Source organism: Thiomicrorhabdus immobilis, assembly GCF_021654855.1.
Taxonomy (GTDB): Bacteria; Pseudomonadota; Gammaproteobacteria; order Thiomicrospirales; family Thiomicrospiraceae; genus Thiomicrorhabdus; species Thiomicrorhabdus immobilis.
Genome location: NZ_AP024202.1, coordinates 2,020,990 through 2,045,923, shown reverse-complemented (window position 1 = coordinate 2,045,923; position 24,934 = coordinate 2,020,990). Strand labels below are relative to the sequence as shown.

Genomic DNA, 24,934 nt, shown 5'->3' with positions numbered 1-24,934 from the left:
TTAATTGTGTTGTGTGTCTTTGTGCTTTTTACACAACATCTAGTTTTACTGCAAAAACTGTAACGCAAAATATAGTAGATTTTGTAAATGCGCGCAAGTCTAAAAAAATATTGGATTTTGGCTTTTTACCGAGCGAAAAACTGTGGAAAAAACGGTCAAATCCCCTAGAAAACTTACTTTGTAGCCTGTGGATAAGTCTGTGATAATCTCTGATTTTTTTTTGAAAAAAAATTCTATTCGGCTAGAAAAAAATCTATTGATAGAAATAAAAAAAAGACTTGCATTTTCGAAAATAACGCAATTTAAAAAATGCGTTGTTTTACGAATGGTTTTGCATCAAAAAGGGGTGTGAATTGCACTAAGATAATCATGGACGTTTTGAGTGTAGATTTTACGTTTTTTGGGATTTTTTTAATCCTTTTTCAAATGATTCAAAATCGAACTCGGTATTTTCAGGTAGTAGAATCTCGATTCTTGAATCACGACGATGGGCGATGAGTTCTCGAGATGTTTGCTCATTGACCCATTGAAATAACATCCAAGGTTTACCCACTTTGAAAACCCCTTTTGCTCGTAATGGTTTGTTCGCGCAGCCTAAATCGTTTAGTTTTTCAAACTGCTTTAAGATAACTTTCCAATCAAATTCGACACTGTCGTTGAATATCCAACCTACCGAAATGGTGCCGAGTTGATTTTGGCTTTGTCGATTGACCAGGCCTGGTAACTCGACCTTCGATTGAATGTCGAATGCTGTTTTATCAGCGCTTTTTAGATGCGCTGATGGGCTTGCTGAATTAGGTTGGTTTTGCTGGCTGATGGTTTGTTGGGTAATCGATAGGGCAAAGTTTTGCGCTTGATTCGCTTTTAGGGAGTGGAGTTCAGTCAGATTGATATGGCGAGCGTCTATTTGGGAGTGATTGGTAGACAAAACCGCGGTTTTGGGTGGATAGAGTTGTTTGCAGTAGTCTTGTAAAGCCAGCAGCTGTTCCTCTGATGCCAAGTCGCTCTTGTTGAGTACAACCACATCGGCCATATTAAGGAGGTTTTGAATGATGGTGTACAGTTCTATCTCCTTAACGCTGGTATTCGAAGCATCTAAAACCGCAAAAACCGTTTGTACATCGAAGCGTTTTTGAAAAAACGGGCTTTGTAACAAGTCGACTAAAATATCCGGCTCACCTAGGCCTGTCGGCTCTATAAACAATCTGTCAAAGCTATCTACCTTTAATAGTTGTTCTATGGCATCTTTCAGTTCATTTTGTGCCGTACAACAGATACAGCCTCCTGGGATTTGCGCCACGGTGATTTCTTTGTTCTGTTCTAAAATGGCACCATCGATACCTATCGCACCAAATTCATTGACTAAAATTGCCCAGCTTTCATTATCTGGTTTTTGTTTGATCAGGTTTTTCAACAGGGTGGTTTTCCCCGCACCTAATGATCCAGTGATGAGGTTGACAGCAGTCTGTTTTTGAATTGATTGAAACATAATTTGAGTCTTATATTGATTGGGTTGCGGAGAGGGTTAAAGGTGATGATTCTGTTTTAAGAACTGGAGGGTATTGTGAAATGACAAAGGCTTGCTTAAATGATAGCCTTGGATTTCATCGCAACCTAGTATTTTCAAGGTTTCCAGTTGTGCTATTTCTTCTACACCTTCGGCAATCGTAGCAATATGTAAAGCGTGCGCCATCTGTATGGTTGCTTTAACAATGGCTTGGTCGGCATCATCTTTATTAGTGATGTCGTCAATAAAAGATTTATCGATTTTAAGGCGGTTAACAGGAAAACGCTTAAGATAAGCAAGTGAAGAGTAGCCGGTTCCAAAATCATCGATGGCAATTTTAATACCCAGTGACGCAAGTTCATTCAGTTTAATCAGCGTTTGTTCTATATCGGTCATTAATAAGCTTTCTGTTATCTCGATTTCCAATTGTGCCGCAGGAAAGTGATTGTCTTCAAGTAGTGTTTTGAGTTTGTCGACAAGCTGGCTGTCATTAAACTGAATGGCAGAAAGGTTCACTGAAACGGTCAGTTCTGAATTGTGTTTGTGGAATACCTTGGCTTGAGAGATTGCTTCCTCGATTATCCAGCTACCCACCGCATTGATTAAGCCGGTTTCCTCCAATACATTAATGAATTCACCTGGATAAATGAGATTTTCAGGGCTTTTTTGCCAGCGAATCAAAGCCTCTAAGCCGATAACTTCTCCGGTTTTAAGCGATTGCTGAGGTTGATAGTGAAGAATGAATTCTTTATTGGATAATGCCTTACGCAAATGGTTTTCAAGGGCAAGTCTGTGCTGAGCCTGTTCTTGCATACTTGCTTCAAAAAACTGAATAGAAGGAACAGCCGCCTGTTTGGCACGATGTAATGCTGTATTAGCCTCTTGTAAAAGTCTTTCCGGTGTTTGTTTAGCGTGTTCCGAATCGTTGGGTTGGAAAAGTGTCACACCTATGGAAAGATCGATTACAACACTGTTGTTTTGTATATTGAACTCACTGGCGAGTGCGTTTTGAAGTTTTCCAGCTATATGCCCCGCTTCAAGAGTGGCTTCATCTAACGTTGCATATTCGGTTAAGCATAACAGACTGAATTCATCACTACCTACTCTTGCTACAGTTAGGCTATAGATATCGTCGAAATGGAACTCTTTGAGACGTTGCGCGACTTTAATAAGCAGTTCATCACCTGCGGTATGGCCTAATGATTCATTAAGTATTTTGAATCGGTTGATATTAATCAAAAATAAAAAACTGTAATGAGGGTGGTGTTGTCCGAGTTGCTGTTCTAGACGGTCAATCAGTAGATTACGGTTCGGCAGTTGCGTCAGGCTGTCGTGATTGTTTAGGTAGTGTATTTCTTTTTGAGAAGCTTTGTCCCTTGTTAAATCGAGAGCGTGCGATACATAGTGGCTAATGCTGTTATCGTCGTTGTATAGGGTGCTGATACTTTGCCAAGATGGGTAGAGTGTACCGTCTTTTTTGCGGTTCCAAATCTCACCTTGCCACTTGCCTGTTTTCTTGATGGTTTCCCATAAGTTTGTATAGAAGTTTTCATCATGCAATCCTGATTTGATTATTCTAGGGGTTTGTCCAATGGCATCCTCAAGGCTAAATCCAGTAAGTTGAGTGAAGGCTTTATTGGCACGAATAATCTTTTGGTTGCTGTCGGTAATCAGGATGGCTTCATGGCTTTCAAAAGCAATAGCAGAGATAGCCAAGTTTTGTTGCTGGCGTTTTTTCTCTTTTTCTAGGTGGATGTTTTGTAATGCAATGCCAATCTCGTTGGCAAGTTGTTCTAACAAGAGATTGATTTGGGTGTTGAAAAAGTTGTGTTTACGTGTGTAGGCCACTAAAAACCCAATGATTTCGTTATCCATGAAAATCGGCAAGGTGGCGCTACCTTGTATACCCCAGGCAAGAGCATCTTTGAACCAAGGGGTGTTGAACATTCTGGTTTGATAGTCATTGGTTATTACCGGACGCCTTGATTTATAGGATTCAGCAATTGTCCCTTTGCCTTCCGGCTTTTGATTGTCGATACTCGGGGCGAGTTTCAAGACAAGTTCTCGGCCCTCGCCAGATGCGGTAATCGGTTTGACAGTTTGGTTCTCTTGCAACAACCCAATCCAGCAATTGTCAAAATTGGCTTCTTGGGTTGCGATATCACAGATTTTTTGAAAAAGGGCTTGTTGGTCATGTTCCCTGGTTATGGCACTGTTCACTTTAATCAATGTTGAGAAAAGCCCTTTTTCTTCCGAAAGTTCGGTAAGGGTTTTAGATAGTTGTTGGTTGGATTTGTATAACGAGCTCAATGTCTTACCGATATATAAAATAAGCAGTAACGCAAAGAAAGCGAGTATCAGATAGTAGGTGCGGTTCTGTTCAACGGCACTGGTGGTTTTGTTTTCGATATCTAAATAAAATTGATGGATTGAATTGTTCAAATTCAGTGCTTTGATTTGTTCAAATGTATTGTGGGTGAAAGAGGAATAATCCAACAATATTTGACTGTGCTGAATAAAGTTGTGGCAGGTGTCGTCTAGCCCAATCTCACTTAGCATTAACAAGTGGCGTTTTAAGTCAAATGTGGAAAAACGGTTGTTTTTTTGATTAGACGATAATCCCAGTAATAAGGTGTCTTGAATCAATTTGATGTCGTTGGCGGAGTAGTGTTTTGAGTTTGGCGTATTTACCGCTGTAAAACAGTCATTGAAGGCGGTAGGTAAAAAGTTTTGAGAGTTTTGCAAAACGGCAAGATAGCTTTTGAATGATTCGATATGCTGGTGTTGTTTATGTGCATCATCAAGTAATTTCTTTACGTGTGCTAGTAAAAAAGGGTTAACCAAGATGCCTGGATTTTGCCCCAGTTTTAAGAGCACTTTTTCCAATGAGCTAGCTTGCAAGTTAATCGCATCAAAGTTTGGATTTTTTAGGATTTGACTCAGGGTGAGGGTTTCTATGATTCTGTTTTGAATTTCATTGATAAAGTAGGCTTCTTGCAAGATTTCGGTACGATTCTCAATGAGAGGGTTGAAGGTCTTGTGGTAAAAAAAGCCGATAATGCTCAGGCTAATAATGATAAAGCCCCATTTTTTCACATCAAAAGCCGATTGAGCGTTTGCAAGTAAACGTTCTTTAAGTTGGCTTTTATGGTGAGTCGCTTGAGTCATTGTCGGTATAAGGCCTGTATTAAATAGGTTGGGTTTTGAATTTATATCGTTTTGTTAATGTTTAAATTCAGCTTTGTATGATGTCGATGATGTCATAAGGGGTGTTTTTTATACTCACCGGTTAAGGCTTTTAAAAATGTCACGATTTTATAAGACTCTTGTTCTGTAAGCTCCGTGCCCAGCTGGGATTTGGCCATTGATTCAACGGCCGCCTTAAGGGTTTTAGCGGAGCCGTCGTGAAAGTATGGCGCAGTAAGCTCGATATTTCTCAATGAGGGAACTTTGAATACCCCCTTGTCCTGAATGTTTTTGGTTATCTTGTAACGACCGTCCCAATCCCCTGTTTTGGTGGTGGAGAGCTCTTTAAAGACGCCTGCTTTTTGATATAGGTTCCCTCCCATATTGATGCCTTGATGACAGGAGATGCAACCACGGTTGATAAATAGCTGATAACCTTCCAGTTCCAGAGTATTTAAAGCAGAGTGGTCACCTTTAAGATACTGGTCAAGCTTTGAATTGGGTGTGATCAATGATTTTTGATATTCGGAGAGAGAATCCAAGAGGGCTTTAGGTGTGGCTGGAGAGGCATAAGCATTTTGGAAAAGAGTCCGGTATTCATTGTCTTTGTTCAGATAACTAATAATCGATTCCCAGTTGGTATTTCCCATTTCATTTTCATTGAAAAGAGGTGACACGGCTTGTGTCGCTAAATCTGGAGCTCTACCGTCCCAAAATTGAACAAAATTAAAACCGCTGTTAAATACGGTAGGTGCGTTTATGGTGCCAAGTCTATTGTGGATTCCTGTTGAAACAGCTTTTTGATCGGTGCCTCCTAAAGCAAGGTTGTGGCAGCTTGAGCAAGATATGGTTTTGGTTGCCGATAGGTTTTTATCAGCAAATAATTTTTCACCTAAAATCACCTTCTGTGAATTGAGAGGCAAACTTTCTGGAATGGGTTGGATCAGGTTTTCTGTTTGTTGCTTTTCTAAAATCTCAAACTCTTGTGAAATGTAGGTTGGCTGTTTGCCGTCCGCTTTCGAGTTTTCATTAAATGCAAAATAACCCGTAAGGGCTATTACAAAAAATAAAATGAAAAATAAGTGGGGTTGTCTTTTCATAAAGTTTTGAGTTGGCTCTTACATTTTGATTTAACTAGACGTTTTTTACGAGCTTAATTTCTACCAACTTAATTTTGCTAGTGTAATCTTGTCTTTTTTAAACCTGAGGAGGGCGGTTAACAGACGCCACAAACTTTATTTCGCCCGCTGTTTTTTGCTTGATACAAGGCTTGGTCGGTGCGGTTGATAAGGCTTTCAATGGATTCTCCTAATTGATAGGTCGATACGCCAGCCGAAACAGTAAGCTTTAATGTTGTCTCATGATTTTTGACTTTGAGTTTGTTGTTTTCAATTTTTTTACGTAAGTTATTAGCAACATTCATGGCGTTGTCATAACCGGTATTGGGTAGTAAAACCACAAACTCCTCACCGCCAATACGAGCAACAGAGTCTTTACCTTTGGTTTCTTCATGCAATTGTTTGGCAAGATAGCGCAGAACACTGTCACCAATCAAATGCCCAAATTTGTCATTGATTGCCTTAAAGTAATCGATATCAATCATTATCATTGCAAATGACGACATTTCAGCATCGGCATTGGCCACCGTTCTTAAAATGATTTCATTGAAGCCGCGTCGATTAGGGATGTTGGTTAATTCATCTGTCTTTGCAACCGCTCTAGCTTGTTTCAACTCGTTTTTAAGCTGGGTGATTTCTATCGCTGAATTTTGTACTTGTTTTCTTAAGCTGTCGGTATCGGAAAAAAAACTTTGTAAAGTCGGTAGTATCTTTTTATCTAGTCGTTCAGCGATATGCAAAGGGAGGTTTTCTCGGCTAACCTGTTCTATTTCTGAAGTAAGCAACTCTTCTTTTGATTTTGTTTGGCTTACCCAAGAGGTGATTTCTTCTAAAAGAGCGTTAAGCAAACCTTCCACTTCTTCTGGAGGTAGGCCTGGATGCACATATTGAGAGATTAAATCGATAAACAGGGACTCTGCCGTACTGTTGTCATAAGATTTATTTGCGATGGCTTTTTGTATTTCGTTGGCTAAGTAAGGGTCAATTTCACTGATGGCTTCATACATCAGTGTGTAATGGACGGGTGTCGCACAGATTTGCAAGTCCTTGATTTGCTTGTGCGTTTGCTCGGCAACCTTGTTGGCAGCTTTATGGTCATCTGCTGTGGCATGGTATCTCTTAATGAGATTCTGGATGGCATCTTTAGACATGGTAATTTCAATGTTTGTATGTGTTGTGCTGCTATTTTTGAATCTTTTCCCTGAGAATGCAAGAAAATTTGCTACTCACAGAGGGAGTGAAATCATTGTTATGCAATATAGTATGCGGTATCAAATTTATTATTTTAATAAAAAAGCCGAGTAAAGATGGTTTACTCGGCTTTATGTTTGCGTATCTAAATTAGATAGTAAACAGGTAGGTTTACACTAATCTCTTTTAACGGTTTCGTGTAAAGGGCAGGTTTGTATGTCTATGATTGTATAAAGTGGGCACCATCTGAGGATGCCTGTTGCTAATGGTATGATGCCAATATAACCCCATGCTCCGATGATGCCTGTATAGGTTAGCGCGATCAAGGCTAATCCTAAAACAATACGGATAATACGATCTAAAGTGCCTACGTTCATAATGTACTCCTTATTATATGGTGTTACGGTTTTTTATCGTTGTTTGGTAATGTGATTTGGTTTTCAGCGGTTTTATTGGCTAGAATAAGTTGCCTTTAAAACCAGGTTGAGCGTATTTGTCGAATATTATATTGGCAATTAGTCTTTTGCTTGTCAATGAATAGCAGTCATTGCTAATGTGTTGCTGGGGTGAGGTGCGTGTTTCTTTATGTATATAAATTAAGGTAAGGTAGATGTCTGTAGACAAGGAAAAGCTTCCAGGTGAGCCGTATTCAGATAATATTCGTGCACGTTTTTGGATTACTGGAAAAAACGCCGGGCATATTGGCATTGGAAGAATCGAGCTATTGGAAAAGATCGAGACTTACGGTTCAATGAGTCAGGCGGCTAAAAGTATGGGAATGTCATATAAAAAAGCTTGGAAGCTGGTGGAAGAGTTGAATTCTATGTATGAGGAGCCTCTTATTGTAAAAGCCCAAGGTGGTAAATCAGGTGGCGGTAGTGTTTTGACACCTAAAGGCAAAGCACTGATAAAAGAATTTAGGGTAGTTGAGCAACAGTTAGTGTTAGTTTTACAACAAATGAGTAAACTGTTTGATTGATATTGGTGCTTTAGCAGGTTATTTTTGGTGCGTATAAATTTCATAAGAGAATTTTAGAAGTGAATTTATTTAGTTAACCAATTGTTTTTATGGGTTAATTTATGTTTTGGCACTTAATTGGTTATAGGGTTTGTGAAATTAATTTTACTTAAATCATTTCTTTGGAGAGAAAAATGAAAAAAACATTCAAGTTAAAAACTCTAGCTCTATCTTTGGCGGTTGCTGGTGCGGCTTCAGTTGCAATGGTTCCGGCTGCTGCGCAAGCAGGTGTGTCTGCTAACGTTGGTGTGGTGACGGATTATATTTTCCGTGGTTTTAACCAAAGTGCAGACGGTACTGGTCAGCCTGCGTTGCAAGGTGGTTTGGATTTTGAAACGGATATGGGTTTGTATGCAGGTGTCTGGGCATCAACAATGGATAAGGAATATGAATATGATTTATATGCTGGTTGGGCTGGAACGGTTAGTGATATTGATTTAGGTATTGCTTATACTAACTATAGCTATACTGACAAGGTTGCATATGCTCCGGGTGCGAGTTCATTTGAAGAGATTAATACTTCTATCGGTTATGGTCCAGTTACTTTGGCTGTTGATTTTGATGTGGATCCAGATGTTACAAACTATATCCATTATGCAGTAAGTTATGATGCTTCAGCTGTGGCTGAAGGGGTTTCTCTAACTTATGGTGTGACTAAAACAGATAAGGATGGCGGTGTTAAAACTAAAGATGCAGGTTATTTAGATGTGGGTTATGCAACAACCTTAGATATGGGTGTTGATTTAACAGCTAACTTCATTATGAGTGATGCTGGCGCGGACGATACTTCTTACCTAGTGATTGGTATGTCTAAGTCTTTTGATTTAATGTAGTCGAGTAGTTTTATTCAAAAAACTATAAAAATTAGTTAAAGCCTTAAAAGCCTGTTAAATCATATTTAGCAGGCTTTTTTGTGTTTTATTTTTCACTGAAAATAAAGTAACCAGGCCTGGTGGGAATTCTTGAATTTAAAGAAATAAACCTGATTGTAAGCTTGCTAATTAATTTAGGTTGCTTTATAATCACGCGTCTTGTTAATCCTTCCCCCTTATTGCCCGTTAAACAGTAAGAGGATTTGGTTTGACAAATAACTTTGTTGAATCAAATCTTGGATTTGGATTATTTAAATATTTAGGAACAAATTATGAAAACATTTGTTGCAAAACCAGCTGAAATCAAACGCGACTGGTATGTTGTAGATGCAGAAGATAAGACTTTAGGTCGTTTAGCTGCTGAAATCGCTTTACGTTTACGTGGTAAGCATAAGCCAGAATATACTCCACATGCAGACTGTGGTGACTATATTGTTGTTGTTAACGCAGAAAAAATTGCTGTAACAGGTAATAAGCGTAAAGACAAAATGTATCATCACCATACTGGATTCATTGGTCACTTAAAATCGACTAACTTTGAAAAGTTAATTGATAAAGCGCCTAATCGTCCGCTAGAATTTGCTGTTAAAGGAATGTTGCCAAAAGGACCTTTGGGTCGCGCAATGTTTAAAAAGCTAAAAGTATATGCTGGTACAGATCACCCGCATACTGCTCAGCAGCCAACTACTCTAGACTTGTAATAAAGGAATATAAAAATGGCAACAGAACAATACTACGGAACAGGTCGTCGTAAAAGCTCAGTAGCTCGCGTATTCTTGAAAGCGGGTTCAGGTAAGATGACAGTAAACGGTCGTGACATCACTGAGTATTTCGCTCGTGAAACAGACTTAATGGTAATTAACCAGCCTCTAGAAGCAACGGCTAGCCTAGAACAGTTTGATGCAAACATCACTGTTGCAGGTGGTGGTACTACTGGTCAAGCGGGTGCAATTCGTCACGGACTTTCTCGTGCTTTAGTTGCATACGAAGAAGGTAATCGTCCAGCTTTACGCTCACGTGGTTTATTAACTCGTGATGCACGTCAAGTTGAACGTAAAAAAGTTGGTCTACGCAAAGCACGTCGTCGTCCTCAGTTCTCAAAACGTTAATATTTCGATATTATAATTTGAAACAAAAGAAACCCGCCTGGTTCGCCAGAGCGGGTTTTTTTATGCCTGATATATTGGTTTGTATAAAAAATTAACCTCAAAGACATGACAATAAATATTAACCACGAAGACACGAAGTTTTTAAAAGATTACCAGGCCTGGTAAACTTTCTTTTATCAAACTATATCAAAAAATCAAAACTTACCTCTCTTTACTTTTAAATCCTTCGTGTCTTCGTGCCTTCGTGGTTTGTCGAGGATGCGGGTAAAATAGTGATGTTGTAAAAAAACAACACAGAAAATTTTTGTGGTTTTTTTTATAAAACTTAGTTGCGCCAGATGGTCTTATTCAATATAGTGCATCACAAGCCTGCAAGCGTAGGCAGTTTTAACTAATTTAAGGATTTTCAAATGAAAAAGAATATTATCGCTCTAGCAGTTGCTTCTGCTATCGCTGCTCCAGTTGCTATGGCTGATGCTCCAGTTGTTTATGGTATTGCTAACATGGCAATCAACACTGTTGAAGATTCAGGTTCTAATGTTGAATCAGTAGCTTCACGTTTAGGTGTTAAAGGTTCTGAAGATTTAGGTAACGGTCTTAAAGCGATTTACCAGATGGAATTCAATATCGATTTAGCTGGTAATGATGTTAAGCAAATGAATGCTCGTAACTCTTTTGTTGGTTTAGCTGGTGGTTTCGGTACAGTATTAATGGGTACTCATGATACTCCATTAAAAATGTCTCAGGCTAAAGACCTTTTCAACGACGGTCTTTTCGATAACGCAAACACTGATGGTGGTGCGTTGCATAAAGGTGGTGAAGTTCGTGCAGATAACGTAATCGCATATGTTTCTCCTTCTTTTGCAGGTATTAAAATTGTAGCTGCTTCAGTTGCTGGTACTACTGATGGTAAAGGCGGAACTGAAGATTCTGAACTAGCTGATGCATATTCAATTGCTGCTATGTATGGTTCTACTAAGTCTGGTCTTTATTTAGCTGCGGCTTATAACGGTGGTGATCAGTTTAAAGATGCTGAAGAAATGCGTATTTCTGCACAGTATGCTACTGGTGGTTTAGTTGCTAACGCAATGTTCCAGGATTCTGAAGCTAATGGTTCAAACATCACTGCAAGTGCTGGTTACAAAATGGGTAAAATGATGCCTAAAATCAAGTACTCTACTTCTGACTTAGACAACGATACTAACCCTTCAACTATTGCTGTAGGTCTTAACTATTCTTTAGGTAAGAAGACTACTGCATATATTGAATACGGTTCATTCGATACTGATGCAGGTGCTGGTGATACTACAACGACTAAATCTAGCATTGGTCTACAGCACAAGTTCTAATCAATTTCTGTCGTAAGGCAGTTTGATAAAACTTTGTAGTAAAACCCCGTCATTTTGGCGGGGTTTTTTTTTACAGTTGAAAGCATGTTTAGAGAATGGATTATATGATTGGTTTAAATTTGTCGTATTTGTACAACAAAATAAATTAATGTATTGATTTTTTTAAGCAAAGTTTGTGATAAGTATTTTTATCCACTATAGTTTTAGCTAGGCTTATTCGCTGTTAATGTATGATTAAATTAAGGATTTTCAAATGAAAAAGAATATTATCGCTTTTGCTATCGCTTCTGCTGTTGCTGCGCCAGTAGTAATGGCTGATGCGCCAGTTGTTTATGGTATTGCTAATATGGCAGTTCAAGCAAATGCTTTTGCAACTAAAAATCTTGGCTCTGGTCCGCAATCTCCTGGTTTAGCGGTAAATTCGGTCGCTTCACGAGTTGGTATTAAAGGTACCGAAGATTTAGGTAACGGGCTTAAAGCTATCTACCAGATGGAATTCAATATTGATCTTTCTGGTAATGATTCTAAACAAATGAATGCTCGTAACTCTTTTGTTGGTTTAGCTGGTGGTTTCGGTACAGTTTTAATGGGTACTCATGATACTCCATTAAATGATACTCCATTAAAAATGTCACAACCTAAAGATCTTTTCAACGATGGTATTACTGATAACGGTAATGTTGTTAAAGTATTAGCATCTGGTGGTGAAGTTCGTGCTGATAACGTAATTGCTTATGTTTCTCCATCTTTTGCTGGAATTAAATTGGTTGCTGCTGGCGTTTCTGGAACTGCTGATGGAAAAGGTGGGGCTGAAGATTCGGAACTAGCTGATGCGTACTCAATTGCGGCAATGTATGGTTCTACAAAAAAAGGTCTTTATCTAGCGGCTGCTTATAATGGTGGTGATGGGTTCAAAGATGCAGAAGAAATGCGTCTTTCTGCGCAGTATGCTACTGGCGGTTTAGTTGCTAACGTAATGTACGAAACCCAAGAAAATAAAGGTGCTGCTGTAGTAGCTTCTGCTGGCTATAAAATGGGTAATATGATGCCTAAAATCAAGTGGGCTGATACTTCTGAGTCTAAAAACTCTGGTAAAGATGGTTCTGTAACTGCTTTAGGTCTTGACTATTCTTTAGGTAAAAAGACTACTGCATATATTGAATATACAATGTTTGATAAAGACTTCACTAAAGGTGAAAGTGTAGAGTCAACAGCTGTTGGTCTTATGCATAAGTTCTAATCAATTGCTGTCGTAAGGCAGTTTGATTAAGCTTTGTAGTAAAACCCCGTCATTATGGCGGGGTTTTTTTTTGCCTGTAATTTGAGAATATATATTTTTTAATAGGTTTTCTTCAGTTGTATGAAGGGTAAAGTATTTCAATTTAATTTAAATTTACTAAGACGGCATCTATTTTGTATAGCTTATGTTTGGTCGTATTTTGAATATATGTTAATGAGAGTAGAAATTAAAAGTTAGAATTACTAAGTAATACCGCCTAATACTTTTGGGTAGTATTTTATTGCTAGGGTTTTGTTCTATAATGAACTATTAAAGAACTTAAGTATTACGGTGTTAGATATTGCTAACTGTTTGCTAAGTTTTGTGTTGTAAGTTACGTAGGTGCGGTTTTATGAAAAAACAGCTTAATCATGAACATAGTCTTCAGCAGGGTTTTGTTATTCTGTTGGTGATAGTTGTGATTTCAATTATTGCGGCTTTGTGGCTTTCTACTAAACATTATTCGCTTATCTCTGTTTTTAAAACCAATGATATTCAAGCCGATTCTTATGAATTGGAGCTGGTTAAGAAAAGATTGTTGGAGTATGCGGTGTTGCATCCTGAGATTTATACAACGGATGACAGCGGTTCTTATCAAAATTCAGCACAGATTCCTGCCCCGGGGTATTTCCCTTGCCCTGATTTAGATGGTGATGGCGATGTGGAGGGAGCTGAAAGTAGTTGTTCCAATCCTTTTACTCCTGGAGGTACGATTCCGGATGAAGATAATACTGGGTTTGTGCCAAGTGGTGGTGTGTTAGGTTTTGTACCGGAATCCATCAGTACCCATCGGGTTCATTTCGCAGAAGCGGGTCGATATTATTATTTTTTGGATGAGCGTTTCAGTACTCAAAATCCAGCCGCTGATTATATTAATGATGCTTTACAAAAATATGCGCCGATGAATCCTACCCAATTCGTTGGAGATGTCAGCGCCGCAACCGATAATTTGGATGCTTTTGAACCCGTTCTGACACTGAATGGTAAGACCGGTTATATTGCATTGATTATCGATGCGGGAGATGATGGATTGGATGCTGCTAATAATGTTGATGCTTCCGATGGCTTGGTTGACAGACATTTTATCTCGCGTGCCTCTGATCTGTCGGATGATCCTAATGCGGATAAGATTGTTGGGATTACCATGCAAGACTTAGATAACGCCATTAACCGTAGGTTGTGCGTGGAGCGTTTTCGTTATGAAGGATTGGAGTATGCAGACGAAGACGGAGATGGTTCTCCTGATGAGATTAATCCATTTAGTGAAATCGCTGTAGATTTAAAGCATTGGTACAACGATTATGTTTATACCACGTTAAATGACCCCAACAACAACGCGGGTGGAGCAAACTGGCGTAGTACGGATTTGAAGTGCAAGTATGAATATTAAATCAAACCAACAGTTTAATTTTAATCGTAATCATCAAGGGTTTTCTCTGTTGGAGGTGACTATAGGCCTGGTGATATTGGGTTTATTATTGACTCTGTTCACGGGTATATTCCAGTTATTATCTGAAACTGAAAAAGAAAAATTTGAACGTGTTGGAATTTATAAAGTCCAGAAAGCACTCAATACTTTTTTGGCTGTGAATATGTTTTTACCTTGTCCTGACACGGATAATGATGGTAGTGAAAACCGGGATGCAGATGCCAGCTGCACCGACAGGGAGGGGTATTTACCCTATAAGGATTTGGGAATTAATGGTGTCGATGCTTGGGGGAATCCTTACTATTACAGGGTGAACCAGCAGGCTGAAAATGTAACTTATATAACTGATGTCTGTTCTTCAGCCAGTGTTATGGGGAATGGTGGTGTCAAGTCGGGTGCAGATGGTGCAGGTGATTTAAGATTATGTCCAGACTCCAATATTTATTATTGTGGCGGCACAGGTTCTTGTAATTCTGTTTGTTCTCCAGCTAGTTGTATCGAACTTGATCCTAGAACAAATGATCAGCTTCCGCCTTATTTTCATTTGGCGACGCCACCATATGGCTCTTTGGCAGGGTCTTATAATTTGCAGATTTATCCGCAGTCGGATACAGCCTATGATGGTTCTGATGGTGATCCATTTGGCGGTCCTTTAGGTAATGGTACGGTGGCGGTGGCCCTTTCTTGGGGGGCTAACGGTGATCAAACTTATCGTTATAACGATGCGGTTAATAGTTGTGTTGTCGGTACGGCCGCCGAGCTTGAAAACTGTGATGATGACCGGGTGTTTGTAGATATCAAAACCGGTGAGGGTCGTGATTTTATAACCTGGGTTACGGTCAACCAAGCCAAAATGGCACTTATTTATAATGGAGAGTTTCGATGAATGTTCTAAATACAAAATATAGAGGCTTTACTTTGGTTGAGATGGCCGTTGTTTTGGTGATAGTCGGGCTTTTGATTGGCGCCGGTTTTACCACATTAGGAGCCTACCTGGATAACGCAAAGCAGGCGCATACCATGGGAAGTTTAAAGGTAACTAAGCAAGCTTTACTTAATTATGTAAAAGTGAATAAGCATATGCCGTGTCCAGATACGGATGGTGACGGTCATGAAGACAGGGTTGGCGCTTTGGGGACAGAGTGTAGTAGTGATGTCGGTACCATTCCCTATGATGATATCGGTATTGGCAGAGCGATAGCATCGGATGATTATAGCAACTTATTTGGTTATGGTATTCATAAAGAAGCCGCTACCAGTGCGGTAATGGGATTGGATGTGGATGTTGCCGCGGATGCGGCAGTCTTGTTGGGTAAGGCGGGAAGCTACTTTTATAGTAAAGGTGCACCTGCTTTCGATTTAGATACACCTCCAACCGTAGCAATCCCCGGTTCTTTAGTGAATAGTTACCAAGTCTGTAAACGTTATGCAGCTAACGATTGTAGTGGTGCAAATGATGTTGAGGTTGAATTTATTCCTGCGGTCATCGTAGCCTTTAACGAGAATGGTGATGGAACTAGTTTGTCTGCATGTGGAGCGGGTACGACAGAAACAAGAGAGACTCAGAACTGTAATGCCGATATGACGCTGGTACGAGGGGTTTTCAATGAAGGTGTTTATGACGACCAAATCGTCACTATTTCTGCCTATGAAATCAAAGAGCAGGCTTTGGGAGATTTTAAAGATCCTCCATCAGCTTCAACAGAGAATCCTGATGACAGTGAATATGCCGGTTATGACGTAATCATTCGAGGGGATATGGACAGTTCCAATGACTTGAACGTGGCGGATGGGGTTGATAATGCCTTTTATATCGACCATGGTGATGCAACCGATGCCGATGGAAATTATCTGGAAGAGGGTGATTTGAATGCCAATGTTGTTTTTAAGGATGGTAATGATACTTTCCATATCGAAGGTGATATTGAAGCCGGTGGTAATGTGAAAATGGGTGCTGGTGATGATACGGTCTATGTTGGACAAGATATTCAAGATGGGGCGGTCGTTAATTTGGGTGACAGCTCCATTGTTATTATTGCCGGTGTTGAAGTGGTTATTGAGACCACTGATACCACCGATGGTAAAGATACCCTTGTCGTAGATGGTAATGTCGATGATGGGGCTAAAATCTATGGTAATGATGGTAATGATGTTATCACTCTAAATGGCGCGATTAACGGATTGGTCGATATGGGTAAGGATAACGACTTATTGATAATCAACAAAACAGCGGCTACCAATACCGTGGTTATCGGTTCAACAGCCGATATTGATGGCGGCAATGGTGCGGATGTACTGTATGTCGAAATGACGGGTGCTGAATGGGATGCGGCTTGGAGTGGTTTAAGTAGTTCTATCTCTAACTTTGAGTATTTAAGTTTGGAGGGGGAGAGCGACTTGAGAGTTTATGATAGCTCATCAGGTGGTTTTGTTGCCCCATAAAATGATGGAAGAAATCTTATTAATCGATGACGACCCAGCATTGCGTGGCATGCTGGGTTTTTCTTTAGAAGCAGCTGGTTATGACGTCTTGGAAGCGGGTTCACGTATAGAGGCGATTGAATTGTTGGGTAAACAAACCTTGCCGGTCGCTATACTCGATATGGGCATGCCACCGCATGAGCATACTCCAGCTGAAGGTATTGCCGTACTTGAGTGGATTCAGCTTCATCAGCCACAAATTAAAGTGATTGTGCTTACCGGGCAAAATCCAGAATCTACCGCGTATTTGGCGCTAAAGTACGGTGCATTTGATTTTTTAGAAAAACCCGTTGCCAACGACTCTTTAATTCAATCGGTTAAAAGAGCCATGATGTTTTACCTTCAGGAAGAAAAGCTTAAACAGCAAGAAGGTTTGCAAAAGATGCAAATCGATGCCCCTTTAGGTGGTGGAGTCAAACAAATCCGTAATCAGGCTGAAGAAAAATTGGTTAGACAAGTGTTGCTGGAAACCGACTTCAATGTGCATGAATCGGCTCGTCGATTAGGTCTTAAGCGCGAGAATGTCTATTATCTGATTAAAAAATATAATTTACAGCGAGATGAATGATTGCTCATTTTCAATCTGTTGTGTTTAGAGTCGAGAAACCGCCTTTGTGAATGAACTAACCTCTAATAACCTGGTAAATGCCGTTTGGCTTGGTTTTATCCTGATTGGTATTTCACTGTTTTTTACCGCATATTACTTTCGTCGCCAATCCAAGCGATTGAATAGCGCTTTATCCAGACTATATGAATTAAATCAAAATTGTAATCAAGATGCCCTAGACTTTTTTGACCAGGCCTGGAAGGTTTTGCAATCGGTCGGTTGTGAACGGCTTCAAGCAAATATCGAATGGTTTGGTGAACGAAAGAGTGTGGTTCAAGGAGCGGCGGTTAAAGCCAGGCTTGTTAGCAAAAGTTATCTTGTGTCACGAGAAGATATGCGATTTGAAATGATTGTTTATATGAAGAGAGGAGCAAGTCAGCACGAAAGTGTATCAAGCTTGGTGATCAAGACGTTTCTAAATGTTCTTGACCAAGATTTGGTGCTCAAACAAGCTGAGATTTTGACCTCTCAAAAGAGGTTGGAACGTTATCAACTGTTTGTTCAGCATGAAATCAAGAATATCGCCCAATTCATTCAGCTACTATCTGAGCAAGTCAAGACGGTTGACAGCGATGAAAACAAGGTGAAATTAGTTAACCGTTTATATGGCACATTGCCTATTATGGCAAAAAGAGCGCGTAAAACGGTTGAGCATATGCAGCAGCCTCTGTCAGAGTTCTATGAAGGTCATGTAGAAACCATAAAAGACCTGCTGGTTGATGTCGCACAAATGTATGGTTTAGAGGTTGAGATAAAAGGCAATGTGTCAACCAATTTGCCAAAGCAGGTTTTGGTAGAAGTATTTAAAAACATTCTCGGTAATTTCAGAGACCATCCATCATCAAATAAACCAATTCAAATATCTATATCACAAGAGACGTTGACAGAATCCATCAAAATAAACATTTTGAGTGAAAAGGTCACTGATGATGTATTAATGCCAGAAAGAATGTTTGAACCCTTTTGGACAACCAGTGAAAGCGGTATGGGATTAGGGTTGTTTTTATCCAGAGAGTTATTAAAACAAGTGGACGGAAAAATACATTTTTATCAAAATGATGGTACAGAGTTTGGTTTTCTTATCGAATTACCAGGCCTGGTTACTCTAAACGACAAAATCTAAAAAGCTCAAAAACACTTTTTAAACACCTTTTTGGAGGAGTAAAAAAAATTTACTCTTTTTTTATCTTTTTAAAGCTGTAATATTCAGACTACACGAAACGTGTAATGAAATATAAAAAAGGAAGATACTTATGGAAGTTAAAAACTTACAAAATCAAAAAGGTTTCACATTAGTTGAAATCGCAATTGTATTGGTTATTATCGGTTTGCTTTTAGGTGGTGTGCTTAAGGGGCAGGAGATGATTAATGCAGCAAAGATTAAATCTGATACTGACACGCTAGTAGCAATTCAGGCTAGTACATATGCATATCGTGATCGTATGGGGTATTATCCTGGAACTGCAAGATCTGCGGCTCCAAATACATTAACAGCAAATAAGCTAACAATTGAAAATGGTGCAGGTACTGCTACTCCTTGGGTAACGAGTGGTACAGCGGGACTAAGTGCAATTCAAGGTACTGATTTACCAGGAGATTTCTTTGTTGATTTAGGTTTGCAAGGATTCTTAAAAGATCCAAATATCACTCCAGAAGTTGATGATGCTGCAACCATTTCTGTTGGTATTGCAAACCCAGGTGCTACTGGAACTGTAACAGTAGAGGCAAATAAAAATTATGTTTGCATGAATTATACTGCTGGGGTAGATAATGCTGAAGAGCTTCTTCGTGGTATGGATATCAAATTGGATGATGGAAATCCTGTTGAAGGTAAGTTTAGATATGATGCTGGTACTGGTGCTGGTGCTGCAGCTTCTGGTTGCCTAGAGTTTTAAAGTATATTTTAATTTAGTTTTTAACCCGCCAATTGGCGGGTTTTTTGTTTTTAGGGTTTTTATAATGTTCTATGTTAGAATACCCGCCCTTATTTCTATTCTATTAAAATCTGTAGTATATTCAGTTAGATAGAAACCGTTTTATTATTGAATTACCCTTTTATTGTTACGGAATTTATATGTCTCAAACCACACCATTTACCGGCGGACTTTATGTGATTACTTATGGTTGTCAGATGAATGAGTATGATTCTGACAAGATGGCCAGCTTGCTGGAAAAAACCTATGGCTTAAAGTTGGTCACCGAACCAGAAGACGCCGATGTGGTTTTGATGAACACCTGTTCAGTGCGTGAAAAGGCTCAAGAGAAGGTGTTTTCTGAGCTGGGTCGTTGGTCTAAGTGGAAAGCCAAAAAACCGAATCGTGTGATTGGTGTGGGGGGGTGTGTCGCTTCTCAAGAAGGTAAGGTGATTCGTCAGCGTGCTCCGAGTGTTGATGTGATTTTTGGCCCGCAGACGTTACACCGCTTGCCAGCGATGATTGATGAAGCCTTGAGAATGCGTGGCGATGATTCGATTAAAAAGAAAAAAGCAGTCATTGACATCTCGTTCCCTGAAATCGAGAAGTTTGATAACCTGCCTGAACCCGAAGTGAATGGTGTGTCGGCGATGGTGTCGATTATGGAAGGCTGTTCAAAATACTGTACTTTCTGTGTGGTGCCTTATACCCGCGGTGAAGAGGTCAGTCGTCCGTTTGAAGATGTAATGCATGAAATTCGCACTTTGGCCTCACAGGGTGTTCGTGAAGTCAATCTTTTGGGGCAGAACGTCAATGCCTACCGTGGCGAAATGGCGGATGGTGAAATTGCCGATTTAGCCATTTTGATGCATGCGGTAAGAACGATTGACGGCATTGACCGTATTCGTTTCACTACCTCGCACCCTAATGAGATGACACAGAGCATTATCGATTGTTATGCGGAAATCCCTGAGTTGGTTTCGCATCTGCATTTACCTATCCAGTCGGGTTCCGATAAAGTCTTGGCGATGATGAAGCGCAACCATATGGTGTTGGAGTACAAATCAACCATTCGTAAAGTGCGTGCATTGCGTCCTAACTTGAGTTTGTCGGGTGATTTTATCATTGGTTTCCCGGGTGAAACTTGTGATGATTTCAAAGAAACCTTGGCGTTGGTTGAGGAACTGAATTACGACCGTTCATTTAGCTTTATCTACAGCGAACGTCCAGGAACTCCAGCGGCAGGTTTCCCTGATGATGAGCCGATGGAAAAGAAGAAACGTCGTTTGTTTGTGTTACAAGAGCAGTTAAATAAGCAAACCCAAGCGATTAGCGATGGCATGATCGGCACGGTACAGAGTGTATTGGTAGAACGTTTGTCACGTAATTCTTTTACCGAGGTGGCCGGCCGTACTGAAAATAACCGTGTGGTTAACTTTGAAGGTTCACCAGAGTTGATCGGTCAATTTGTGGATGTAGAAATCACCGAGGCGTTAACCAATTCCTTACGTGGTGTGTTGGTGGCAACACCCGAAGCTGACAAACACGTTGCGCCACAGTATCACGCTTTATAATTGTCATAAATAGATATAAATTTGCATTCTATTAATTTCAGATTGAAGAAAATAGTAATTAAACCAACATGTTGTTGGTTTTTTTATTATGATTTCACTATTAAATTTTACTCTTGAGGCGTATCTTGCCAGCTTTACATACTATTCAATTTTCGTTGTATCCTGAAGATAATGAGCGTTTGCAAAACCTATGTGGTTGGCGTAATGAACATTTTGACCAGGTTGAATTGCGTTTGGGCGTTGAAATTAATGCCCGTGGTTTTCAAGTTTCGGTCACGGGCTTGGCTAATCGCACGGTACAAGCCGAGCAGGTGATTCGGGATCTGTATGCAGAAACCGAAAGTGAAACCTTAACGCCAGCTAAAGTGCATTTGTTGTTACACGAGTTTGGCCTGGATGGCGAGCGGACTTTAGATGCTGAACAAATCTTGATAAAAACGCGTCGAAAGACCATTAAAACGCGTAACCCCAATCAAGCCAGTTACATTGAGGCCATCCAGTCTTACGATGTGAATTTCGGTATAGGGCCAGCGGGAACGGGCAAGACGTATTTGGCGGTTGCTTGTGCGGTTGAGGCATTGGAAAATGAAAAAGTTCGTCGTATCATTCTCACCAGGCCTGCTGTTGAAGCGGGAGAGAAATTAGGTTTTTTACCCGGTGATTTAAGCCAAAAGGTTGATCCTTACTTACGCCCTTTGTTTGATGCTTTGTTTGAGATGATGGGCTTTGAAACGGTTGAGCGCTTGATGGAGAAAAACGTCATTGAGGTTGCTCCATTGGCGTTTATGCGTGGCAGAACGTTAAACGACTCTTTTATCATTTTGGATGAAGCGCAAAACACCACGGTAGAGCAGATGAAAATGTTTTTGACGCGTATCGGTTTTGGTTCGACTGCGGTGATTACCGGTGACATTACACAATGTGACTTGCCCAAACATCAGCGTTCAGGCTTAAGGCATGTTATTGAAGTGTTGGAAGGTGTCGAAGGTATTGGTTTTACTTTTTATCAAGCGCATGATGTGGTTCGCCACTCCCTCGTGAAAAAAATCGTGAAAGCATACGATAAATATGATCGTAAGCAAGAACAGTTAAAAGACGCACAAAACTCCCAATAAGTTTTTGGTATACAACCGATTTTCAACAATAAGGTGCCGTAAGATGATTGATATAGATTTGCAATGGGGTATAGATGAGCAAGCTATTCCTACCTTGGAGCAGTGCCAAAAATGGGTGCATGCCAGTGTGTTGGAACCTCGTAGTTTTGAACCGGTTGAAATGACGATCCGTATTGTTGATAAGGAAGAAAGCCAGCAATTAAACTCGGATTATCGTGGTAAGGATAAGCCCACCAATGTCTTGTCGTTTGAATTTGAACAACCACCAGGCCTGGTAGATATCGGTGAAGAGTTGCCTTATTTGGGTGATTTGGTGATTTGTGCAGAGGTGGTCGCTGAGGAAGCCGAGGCGCAAAATAAACCATTAGAAGCACATTGGGCACACATGATTGTCCATGGTACCTTGCATTTACAAGGCTATGACCATATAGATGAGTACGATGCCGAAGAGATGGAAGGCATTGAAATCGAGATTATGAAAAATCTAGGGTATGAAAATCCTTATTTAGAACAAGATTGAATGTTTGAAACATTCAAACAACAGAATTTATAGTGAAAAGGTAAGAGAAACAAATGAGTGACAGTAGTAGCGGCTCTTCGTGGTTAGAGCGTCTTGGAAGTTTATTTTCAGATGAACCGGAGAGTCGAGAAGAACTAGTAACCGTTTTAAAAGAAGCGCAATCGCAAGGTGTGATTGATGCCGATGCATTATTGATGATTGAAGGGGTTTTGGATGTGTCTGAATCCCGGGTGCGCGACATTATGATTCCGCGTTTACAGATTGAGATTATTGATGCTACCGAACCTTTAGAATCCATTTTAGAGACCATGTTGGAGAGCTCGCACTCTCGTTACCCAGTTATGCAAGATAAAGAGATCGTGGGTATTTTATTAGCCAAAGACGTGTTACGTGCGGTGGTTAAGGGTGAATTAAATAGCAAAGAAGATTTGCAAAAAATTTACCGTGATCCAATCTTTATCCCTGAAAGTAAACGTTTAAATGTTTTGCTACGAGAATTTAAAGCAAGCCGTAACCATTTGGCGTTGGTAGTGGATGAGTATGCGGAATTAGCAGGCCTGGTCACCATCGAAGATGTTTTGGAACAGATTGTTGGCGACATTGAAGATGAACATGATATTGACGAAGATGCCAATATTCAAAAGCGTGCGGCTGGTGCTTTTTCTGTACAAGCGTTAACCACCTTGGAAGAGTTCAATAGTTTCTTTAATGTAGAAATAGAGACTGAAAATACCGAAACCATTGGTGGGTTCATTGGCTCTGAACTGGGGCATGTGCCTGTTGTAGGTGAAGTTTTAGAAACTCATGGTTTATGTGTTCGAGTTTTGAAAGCAACTGAACGTCGTGCAGAAGTTTTTGAAGTTAAGCCGATTGAAGAATCGATGATTGAGATTACTGAAGAGCAATCTCAGGAAATGCTTGAACAACAAACTCAAAACAGTTAACGGGTTTTTAATGATTTTTTACAATCTGACTCTTGTAAAGATTATGGCAAACCTAAATCCTCTATTTTGAATCAAAGGAAACTGTTTTGAAGTCAGTCGCCCTATTCTTGAAAAACGTTTTTGTCCCTCAAAAATCACACCTATTCGCTTTGCTTCTAGGTGTGATCAGTGTCTTTGCTTTTGCTCCGTTTGATCTTTCACCTATTATGCTGGCTTCTGTTGCGGGCTTGTTTCTACTTTGGCTTGACGCAGAAACACGGTTTGAAGCCGCTAAGATCGGTTTATGGTTCGGTTTAGGTCAATTTGGCTTAGGGGTGAGTTGGCTTTTTTCAAGCATGTATTTCTATTCGGGAGTCATGCTTCCGGTAGCGGTTGTTCTGACCTTCTGTTTTGTGCTTTTTCTGGCTTTATCGGTTGCTCTTGGTGGTTGGATTGCCCAGTATTTTAAAAATCCAAACCGACCAGGCCTGGTCTTGATCTTATTGTTTCCAGCAGTATGGGTTTTAATTGAACTGGTTCGCTCAACCATCTTTGGCGGTTTTCCATTTTTATTGAGTGGCACTACCCACTTAGGAACCTGGTTGGATGGTTATGCCCCTGTTTTAGGTGTCTGGGGAGTTTCTTGGGCGTTAGCGATTTCAGCAGGCCTGCTGTTATGGTTGTTTAAACAAAAAAGTTGGGTAACGGCAAGCGTTTCCTTGTGTTTGATTTGGTCGGTTGGTGGCCTATTGCAGAATGTGCAATGGGTTAAACCTCTTGGCAAACCGCTTGAGGTTGCATTGATTCAGGGCAATATCGCCCAGGAGAAAAAGTGGTTGCCGAATGAGTTTTATCCTACTTTAAAAACTTATATAGGTTTGACCAAGTTGAATATGGACGCCGATGTGGTGGTTTGGCCAGAAACCGCGGTGCCCGCGTATTATGACGTGGTGGAACAGGGGGCTTTAAAAAGTTTTATTAAAGACGCGAAGTTATTGAAAACCGATATTTTGGTGGGTGTGATTGCGGGGGGTAAAGATTCAGATAATTATTACAACGCCTTAATCAATGTTCATCGTCCGGAAGAGCGTTATTACAAGCACCATTTAGTGCCGTTTAGTGAGTATTTTCCTTTTACCAGTGCGTTTGAGTTTGTCAGCGGACTGTTTGACATTCCATTCGCGACCTTTACACATGGCGAAAAAGACCAAAAGCCATTGATGTTGGGTGGCCAGCCAGCGGGCTTAAGCATCTGTTATGAGATGGCATTTGGTGATGAATTGGCCAATCAATTGCCTGAGGCTAAGTATTTGATTACCGTAAGTAATGATGCTTGGTTTGCCAATACGTTTGAGCCCGCCCAGCAGTTACAAGAAGTACGGATGCGAGCCTTGGAATTAGGTCGTGAAATTGCCAGAAGTACCAATACCGGCTATACCGCGATTGTCGATATCAAAGGCAATATCAGGCAGCAGATACCCGCTTATGAAACAGGGGTGTTACGCGGTAAAGTCCAACCTTATGATGGGTTGACTTTTTACGCTGAATGGAAAACCATGCCGGTTCTGTTTTTGTTGTTTACCTATTTCGGTTTTCTATTGGCAAAACGCTATTTACAGCGTGGCAGATTTAACTGATTATTTTGTTTAGCGCTGTAAGTCGCAACCTTGTGAAGACACAAAGATTTTAGGTGAAAGGGCTTTTTAAATTTTTTAAGAGGCTAAGCCTAAAGTTACCAGGCCT

General features: G+C 40.2%; 22 protein-coding genes. 17 read left to right on the top strand and 5 right to left on the bottom strand.

The window, feature by feature from the left end:
- Window positions 1-391: 391 nt before the first annotated feature.
- From L6421_RS09320 to L6421_RS09300, 5 genes are all read right to left on the bottom strand, one after another.
- Window positions 392-1,489, bottom strand: a complete 1,098-nt coding sequence (locus L6421_RS09320; RefSeq protein WP_237261526.1) for a CobW family GTP-binding protein — start codon at window positions 1,487-1,489, stop codon at window positions 392-394.
- 36 nt (window positions 1,490-1,525) lie between these two features.
- On the bottom strand, window positions 1,526-4,675 hold the full coding sequence (locus L6421_RS09315) for an EAL domain-containing protein (protein WP_237261525.1): 3,150 nt from the start codon (window positions 4,673-4,675) through the stop codon (window positions 1,526-1,528).
- 92 nt (window positions 4,676-4,767) lie between these two features.
- The gene (locus tag L6421_RS09310) at window positions 4,768-5,793 is read right to left on the bottom strand and encodes a cytochrome-c peroxidase (RefSeq protein ID WP_237261524.1); all 1,026 of its coding nucleotides are present in this window, start codon (window positions 5,791-5,793) and stop codon (window positions 4,768-4,770) included.
- Window positions 5,794-5,909: 116 nt separating this feature from the next.
- Window positions 5,910-6,962, bottom strand: a complete 1,053-nt coding sequence (locus L6421_RS09305; RefSeq protein ID WP_237261523.1) for a GGDEF domain-containing protein — start codon at window positions 6,960-6,962, stop codon at window positions 5,910-5,912.
- 216 nt (window positions 6,963-7,178) lie between these two features.
- Entirely contained in the window at window positions 7,179-7,379 is a 201-nt protein-coding gene (locus tag L6421_RS09300) for a YgaP family membrane protein (RefSeq protein WP_237261522.1), read from the bottom strand.
- A gap of 233 nt (window positions 7,380-7,612) precedes the next feature.
- Here L6421_RS09300 and L6421_RS09295 point away from each other — a divergent pair, with 233 nt between their 5' ends.
- The 17 genes from L6421_RS09295 (at window position 7,613) to lnt (ending at window position 24,828) form a co-directional block, all read left to right on the top strand.
- A complete protein-coding gene (locus L6421_RS09295; protein ID WP_237261521.1) occupies window positions 7,613-7,981 on the top strand; it encodes a winged helix-turn-helix domain-containing protein in 369 nt (122 codons plus the stop codon).
- Window positions 7,982-8,154: 173 nt separating this feature from the next.
- Window positions 8,155-8,853 carry a TorF family putative porin gene (locus L6421_RS09290; protein ID WP_237261520.1) on the top strand — a complete coding sequence of 233 codons (699 nt, stop codon included), beginning with the start codon at window positions 8,155-8,157 and terminating at the stop codon, window positions 8,851-8,853.
- Window positions 8,854-9,164: 311 nt separating this feature from the next.
- The gene (gene rplM, locus L6421_RS09285; protein WP_237261519.1) at window positions 9,165-9,593 is read left to right on the top strand and encodes a 50S ribosomal protein L13; all 429 of its coding nucleotides are present in this window, start codon (window positions 9,165-9,167) and stop codon (window positions 9,591-9,593) included.
- A 15-nt stretch (window positions 9,594-9,608) separates the two neighbouring features.
- Window positions 9,609-10,001 carry a 30S ribosomal protein S9 gene (gene rpsI / locus L6421_RS09280; RefSeq protein WP_237261518.1) on the top strand — a complete coding sequence of 131 codons (393 nt, stop codon included), beginning with the start codon at window positions 9,609-9,611 and terminating at the stop codon, window positions 9,999-10,001.
- Between the two features lie 410 nt (window positions 10,002-10,411).
- Window positions 10,412-11,350 (top strand): porin, encoded by a 939-nt coding sequence (locus L6421_RS09275; protein ID WP_237261517.1) that lies wholly within the window; start codon window positions 10,412-10,414, stop codon window positions 11,348-11,350.
- A gap of 253 nt (window positions 11,351-11,603) precedes the next feature.
- Window positions 11,604-12,590 carry a porin gene (locus tag L6421_RS09270; protein WP_237261516.1) on the top strand — a complete coding sequence of 329 codons (987 nt, stop codon included), beginning with the start codon at window positions 11,604-11,606 and terminating at the stop codon, window positions 12,588-12,590.
- A gap of 391 nt (window positions 12,591-12,981) precedes the next feature.
- Window positions 12,982-14,019: a hypothetical protein gene (locus L6421_RS09265; RefSeq protein ID WP_237261515.1), complete on the top strand. Its 1,038-nt coding sequence runs from the start codon at window positions 12,982-12,984 to the stop codon at window positions 14,017-14,019.
- Window positions 14,009-14,944, top strand: coding sequence for a prepilin-type N-terminal cleavage/methylation domain-containing protein (locus L6421_RS09260; protein ID WP_237261514.1), 936 nt, complete (start codon window positions 14,009-14,011; stop codon window positions 14,942-14,944). Before L6421_RS09265 ends, L6421_RS09260 begins: the two co-directional genes overlap by 11 nt.
- Window positions 14,941-16,500, top strand: coding sequence for a type II secretion system protein (locus tag L6421_RS09255; RefSeq protein ID WP_237261513.1), 1,560 nt, complete (start codon window positions 14,941-14,943; stop codon window positions 16,498-16,500). The genes L6421_RS09260 and L6421_RS09255 overlap by 4 nt, the downstream gene beginning before the upstream one ends.
- Window positions 16,490-17,107: a response regulator gene (locus tag L6421_RS09250; protein WP_237261512.1), complete on the top strand. Its 618-nt coding sequence runs from the start codon at window positions 16,490-16,492 to the stop codon at window positions 17,105-17,107. Before L6421_RS09255 ends, L6421_RS09250 begins: the two co-directional genes overlap by 11 nt.
- 46 nt (window positions 17,108-17,153) lie before the next feature.
- Window positions 17,154-18,269: a sensor histidine kinase gene (locus L6421_RS09245; protein WP_237261511.1), complete on the top strand. Its 1,116-nt coding sequence runs from the start codon at window positions 17,154-17,156 to the stop codon at window positions 18,267-18,269.
- Between the two features lie 130 nt (window positions 18,270-18,399).
- A complete protein-coding gene (locus L6421_RS09240) occupies window positions 18,400-19,041 on the top strand; it encodes a prepilin-type N-terminal cleavage/methylation domain-containing protein (protein WP_237261510.1) in 642 nt (213 codons plus the stop codon).
- A 179-nt stretch (window positions 19,042-19,220) separates the two neighbouring features.
- Window positions 19,221-20,633 (top strand): tRNA (N6-isopentenyl adenosine(37)-C2)-methylthiotransferase MiaB, encoded by a 1,413-nt coding sequence (miaB, locus tag L6421_RS09235; protein WP_237261509.1) that lies wholly within the window; start codon window positions 19,221-19,223, stop codon window positions 20,631-20,633.
- Window positions 20,634-20,758: 125 nt separating this feature from the next.
- Complete coding sequence (locus tag L6421_RS09230; protein WP_237261508.1) at window positions 20,759-21,748, top strand: PhoH family protein; 990 nt, start codon at window positions 20,759-20,761, stop codon at window positions 21,746-21,748.
- A 43-nt stretch (window positions 21,749-21,791) separates the two neighbouring features.
- Entirely contained in the window at window positions 21,792-22,268 is a 477-nt protein-coding gene (ybeY, locus tag L6421_RS09225; protein WP_237261507.1) for an rRNA maturation RNase YbeY, read from the top strand.
- Between the two features lie 53 nt (window positions 22,269-22,321).
- A complete protein-coding gene (locus L6421_RS09220; protein WP_237261506.1) occupies window positions 22,322-23,212 on the top strand; it encodes a CorC family transporter in 891 nt (296 codons plus the stop codon).
- An 86-nt stretch (window positions 23,213-23,298) separates the two neighbouring features.
- Complete coding sequence (gene lnt / locus L6421_RS09215; RefSeq protein ID WP_237261505.1) at window positions 23,299-24,828, top strand: apolipoprotein N-acyltransferase; 1,530 nt, start codon at window positions 23,299-23,301, stop codon at window positions 24,826-24,828.
- Window positions 24,829-24,934 lie beyond the last annotated feature (106 nt).

What these genes read in the sequence shown, in the direction of transcription:
- L6421_RS09320 (WP_237261526.1), bottom strand. Translation starts at nt 1,489, where the DNA reads ATGTTTCAATCAATTCAAAAACAGACTGCTGTCAACCTCATCACTGGA.
- L6421_RS09315 (WP_237261525.1), bottom strand. Translation starts at nt 4,675, where the DNA reads ATGACTCAAGCGACTCACCATAAAAGCCAACTTAAAGAACGTTTACTT.
- L6421_RS09310 (WP_237261524.1), bottom strand. Translation starts at nt 5,793, where the DNA reads ATGAAAAGACAACCCCACTTATTTTTCATTTTATTTTTTGTAATAGCC.
- L6421_RS09305 (WP_237261523.1), bottom strand. Translation starts at nt 6,962, where the DNA reads ATGTCTAAAGATGCCATCCAGAATCTCATTAAGAGATACCATGCCACA.
- L6421_RS09300 (WP_237261522.1), bottom strand. Translation starts at nt 7,379, where the DNA reads ATGAACGTAGGCACTTTAGATCGTATTATCCGTATTGTTTTAGGATTA.
- L6421_RS09295 (WP_237261521.1), top strand. Translation starts at nt 7,613, where the DNA reads ATGTCTGTAGACAAGGAAAAGCTTCCAGGTGAGCCGTATTCAGATAAT.
- L6421_RS09290 (WP_237261520.1), top strand. Translation starts at nt 8,155, where the DNA reads ATGAAAAAAACATTCAAGTTAAAAACTCTAGCTCTATCTTTGGCGGTT.
- rplM (WP_237261519.1), top strand. Translation starts at nt 9,165, where the DNA reads ATGAAAACATTTGTTGCAAAACCAGCTGAAATCAAACGCGACTGGTAT.
- rpsI (WP_237261518.1), top strand. Translation starts at nt 9,609, where the DNA reads ATGGCAACAGAACAATACTACGGAACAGGTCGTCGTAAAAGCTCAGTA.
- L6421_RS09275 (WP_237261517.1), top strand. Translation starts at nt 10,412, where the DNA reads ATGAAAAAGAATATTATCGCTCTAGCAGTTGCTTCTGCTATCGCTGCT.
- L6421_RS09270 (WP_237261516.1), top strand. Translation starts at nt 11,604, where the DNA reads ATGAAAAAGAATATTATCGCTTTTGCTATCGCTTCTGCTGTTGCTGCG.
- L6421_RS09265 (WP_237261515.1), top strand. Translation starts at nt 12,982, where the DNA reads ATGAAAAAACAGCTTAATCATGAACATAGTCTTCAGCAGGGTTTTGTT.
- L6421_RS09260 (WP_237261514.1), top strand. Translation starts at nt 14,009, where the DNA reads ATGAATATTAAATCAAACCAACAGTTTAATTTTAATCGTAATCATCAA.
- L6421_RS09255 (WP_237261513.1), top strand. Translation starts at nt 14,941, where the DNA reads ATGAATGTTCTAAATACAAAATATAGAGGCTTTACTTTGGTTGAGATG.
- L6421_RS09240 (WP_237261510.1), top strand. Translation starts at nt 18,400, where the DNA reads ATGGAAGTTAAAAACTTACAAAATCAAAAAGGTTTCACATTAGTTGAA.
- miaB (WP_237261509.1), top strand. Translation starts at nt 19,221, where the DNA reads ATGTCTCAAACCACACCATTTACCGGCGGACTTTATGTGATTACTTAT.
- ybeY (WP_237261507.1), top strand. Translation starts at nt 21,792, where the DNA reads ATGATTGATATAGATTTGCAATGGGGTATAGATGAGCAAGCTATTCCT.
- L6421_RS09220 (WP_237261506.1), top strand. Translation starts at nt 22,322, where the DNA reads ATGAGTGACAGTAGTAGCGGCTCTTCGTGGTTAGAGCGTCTTGGAAGT.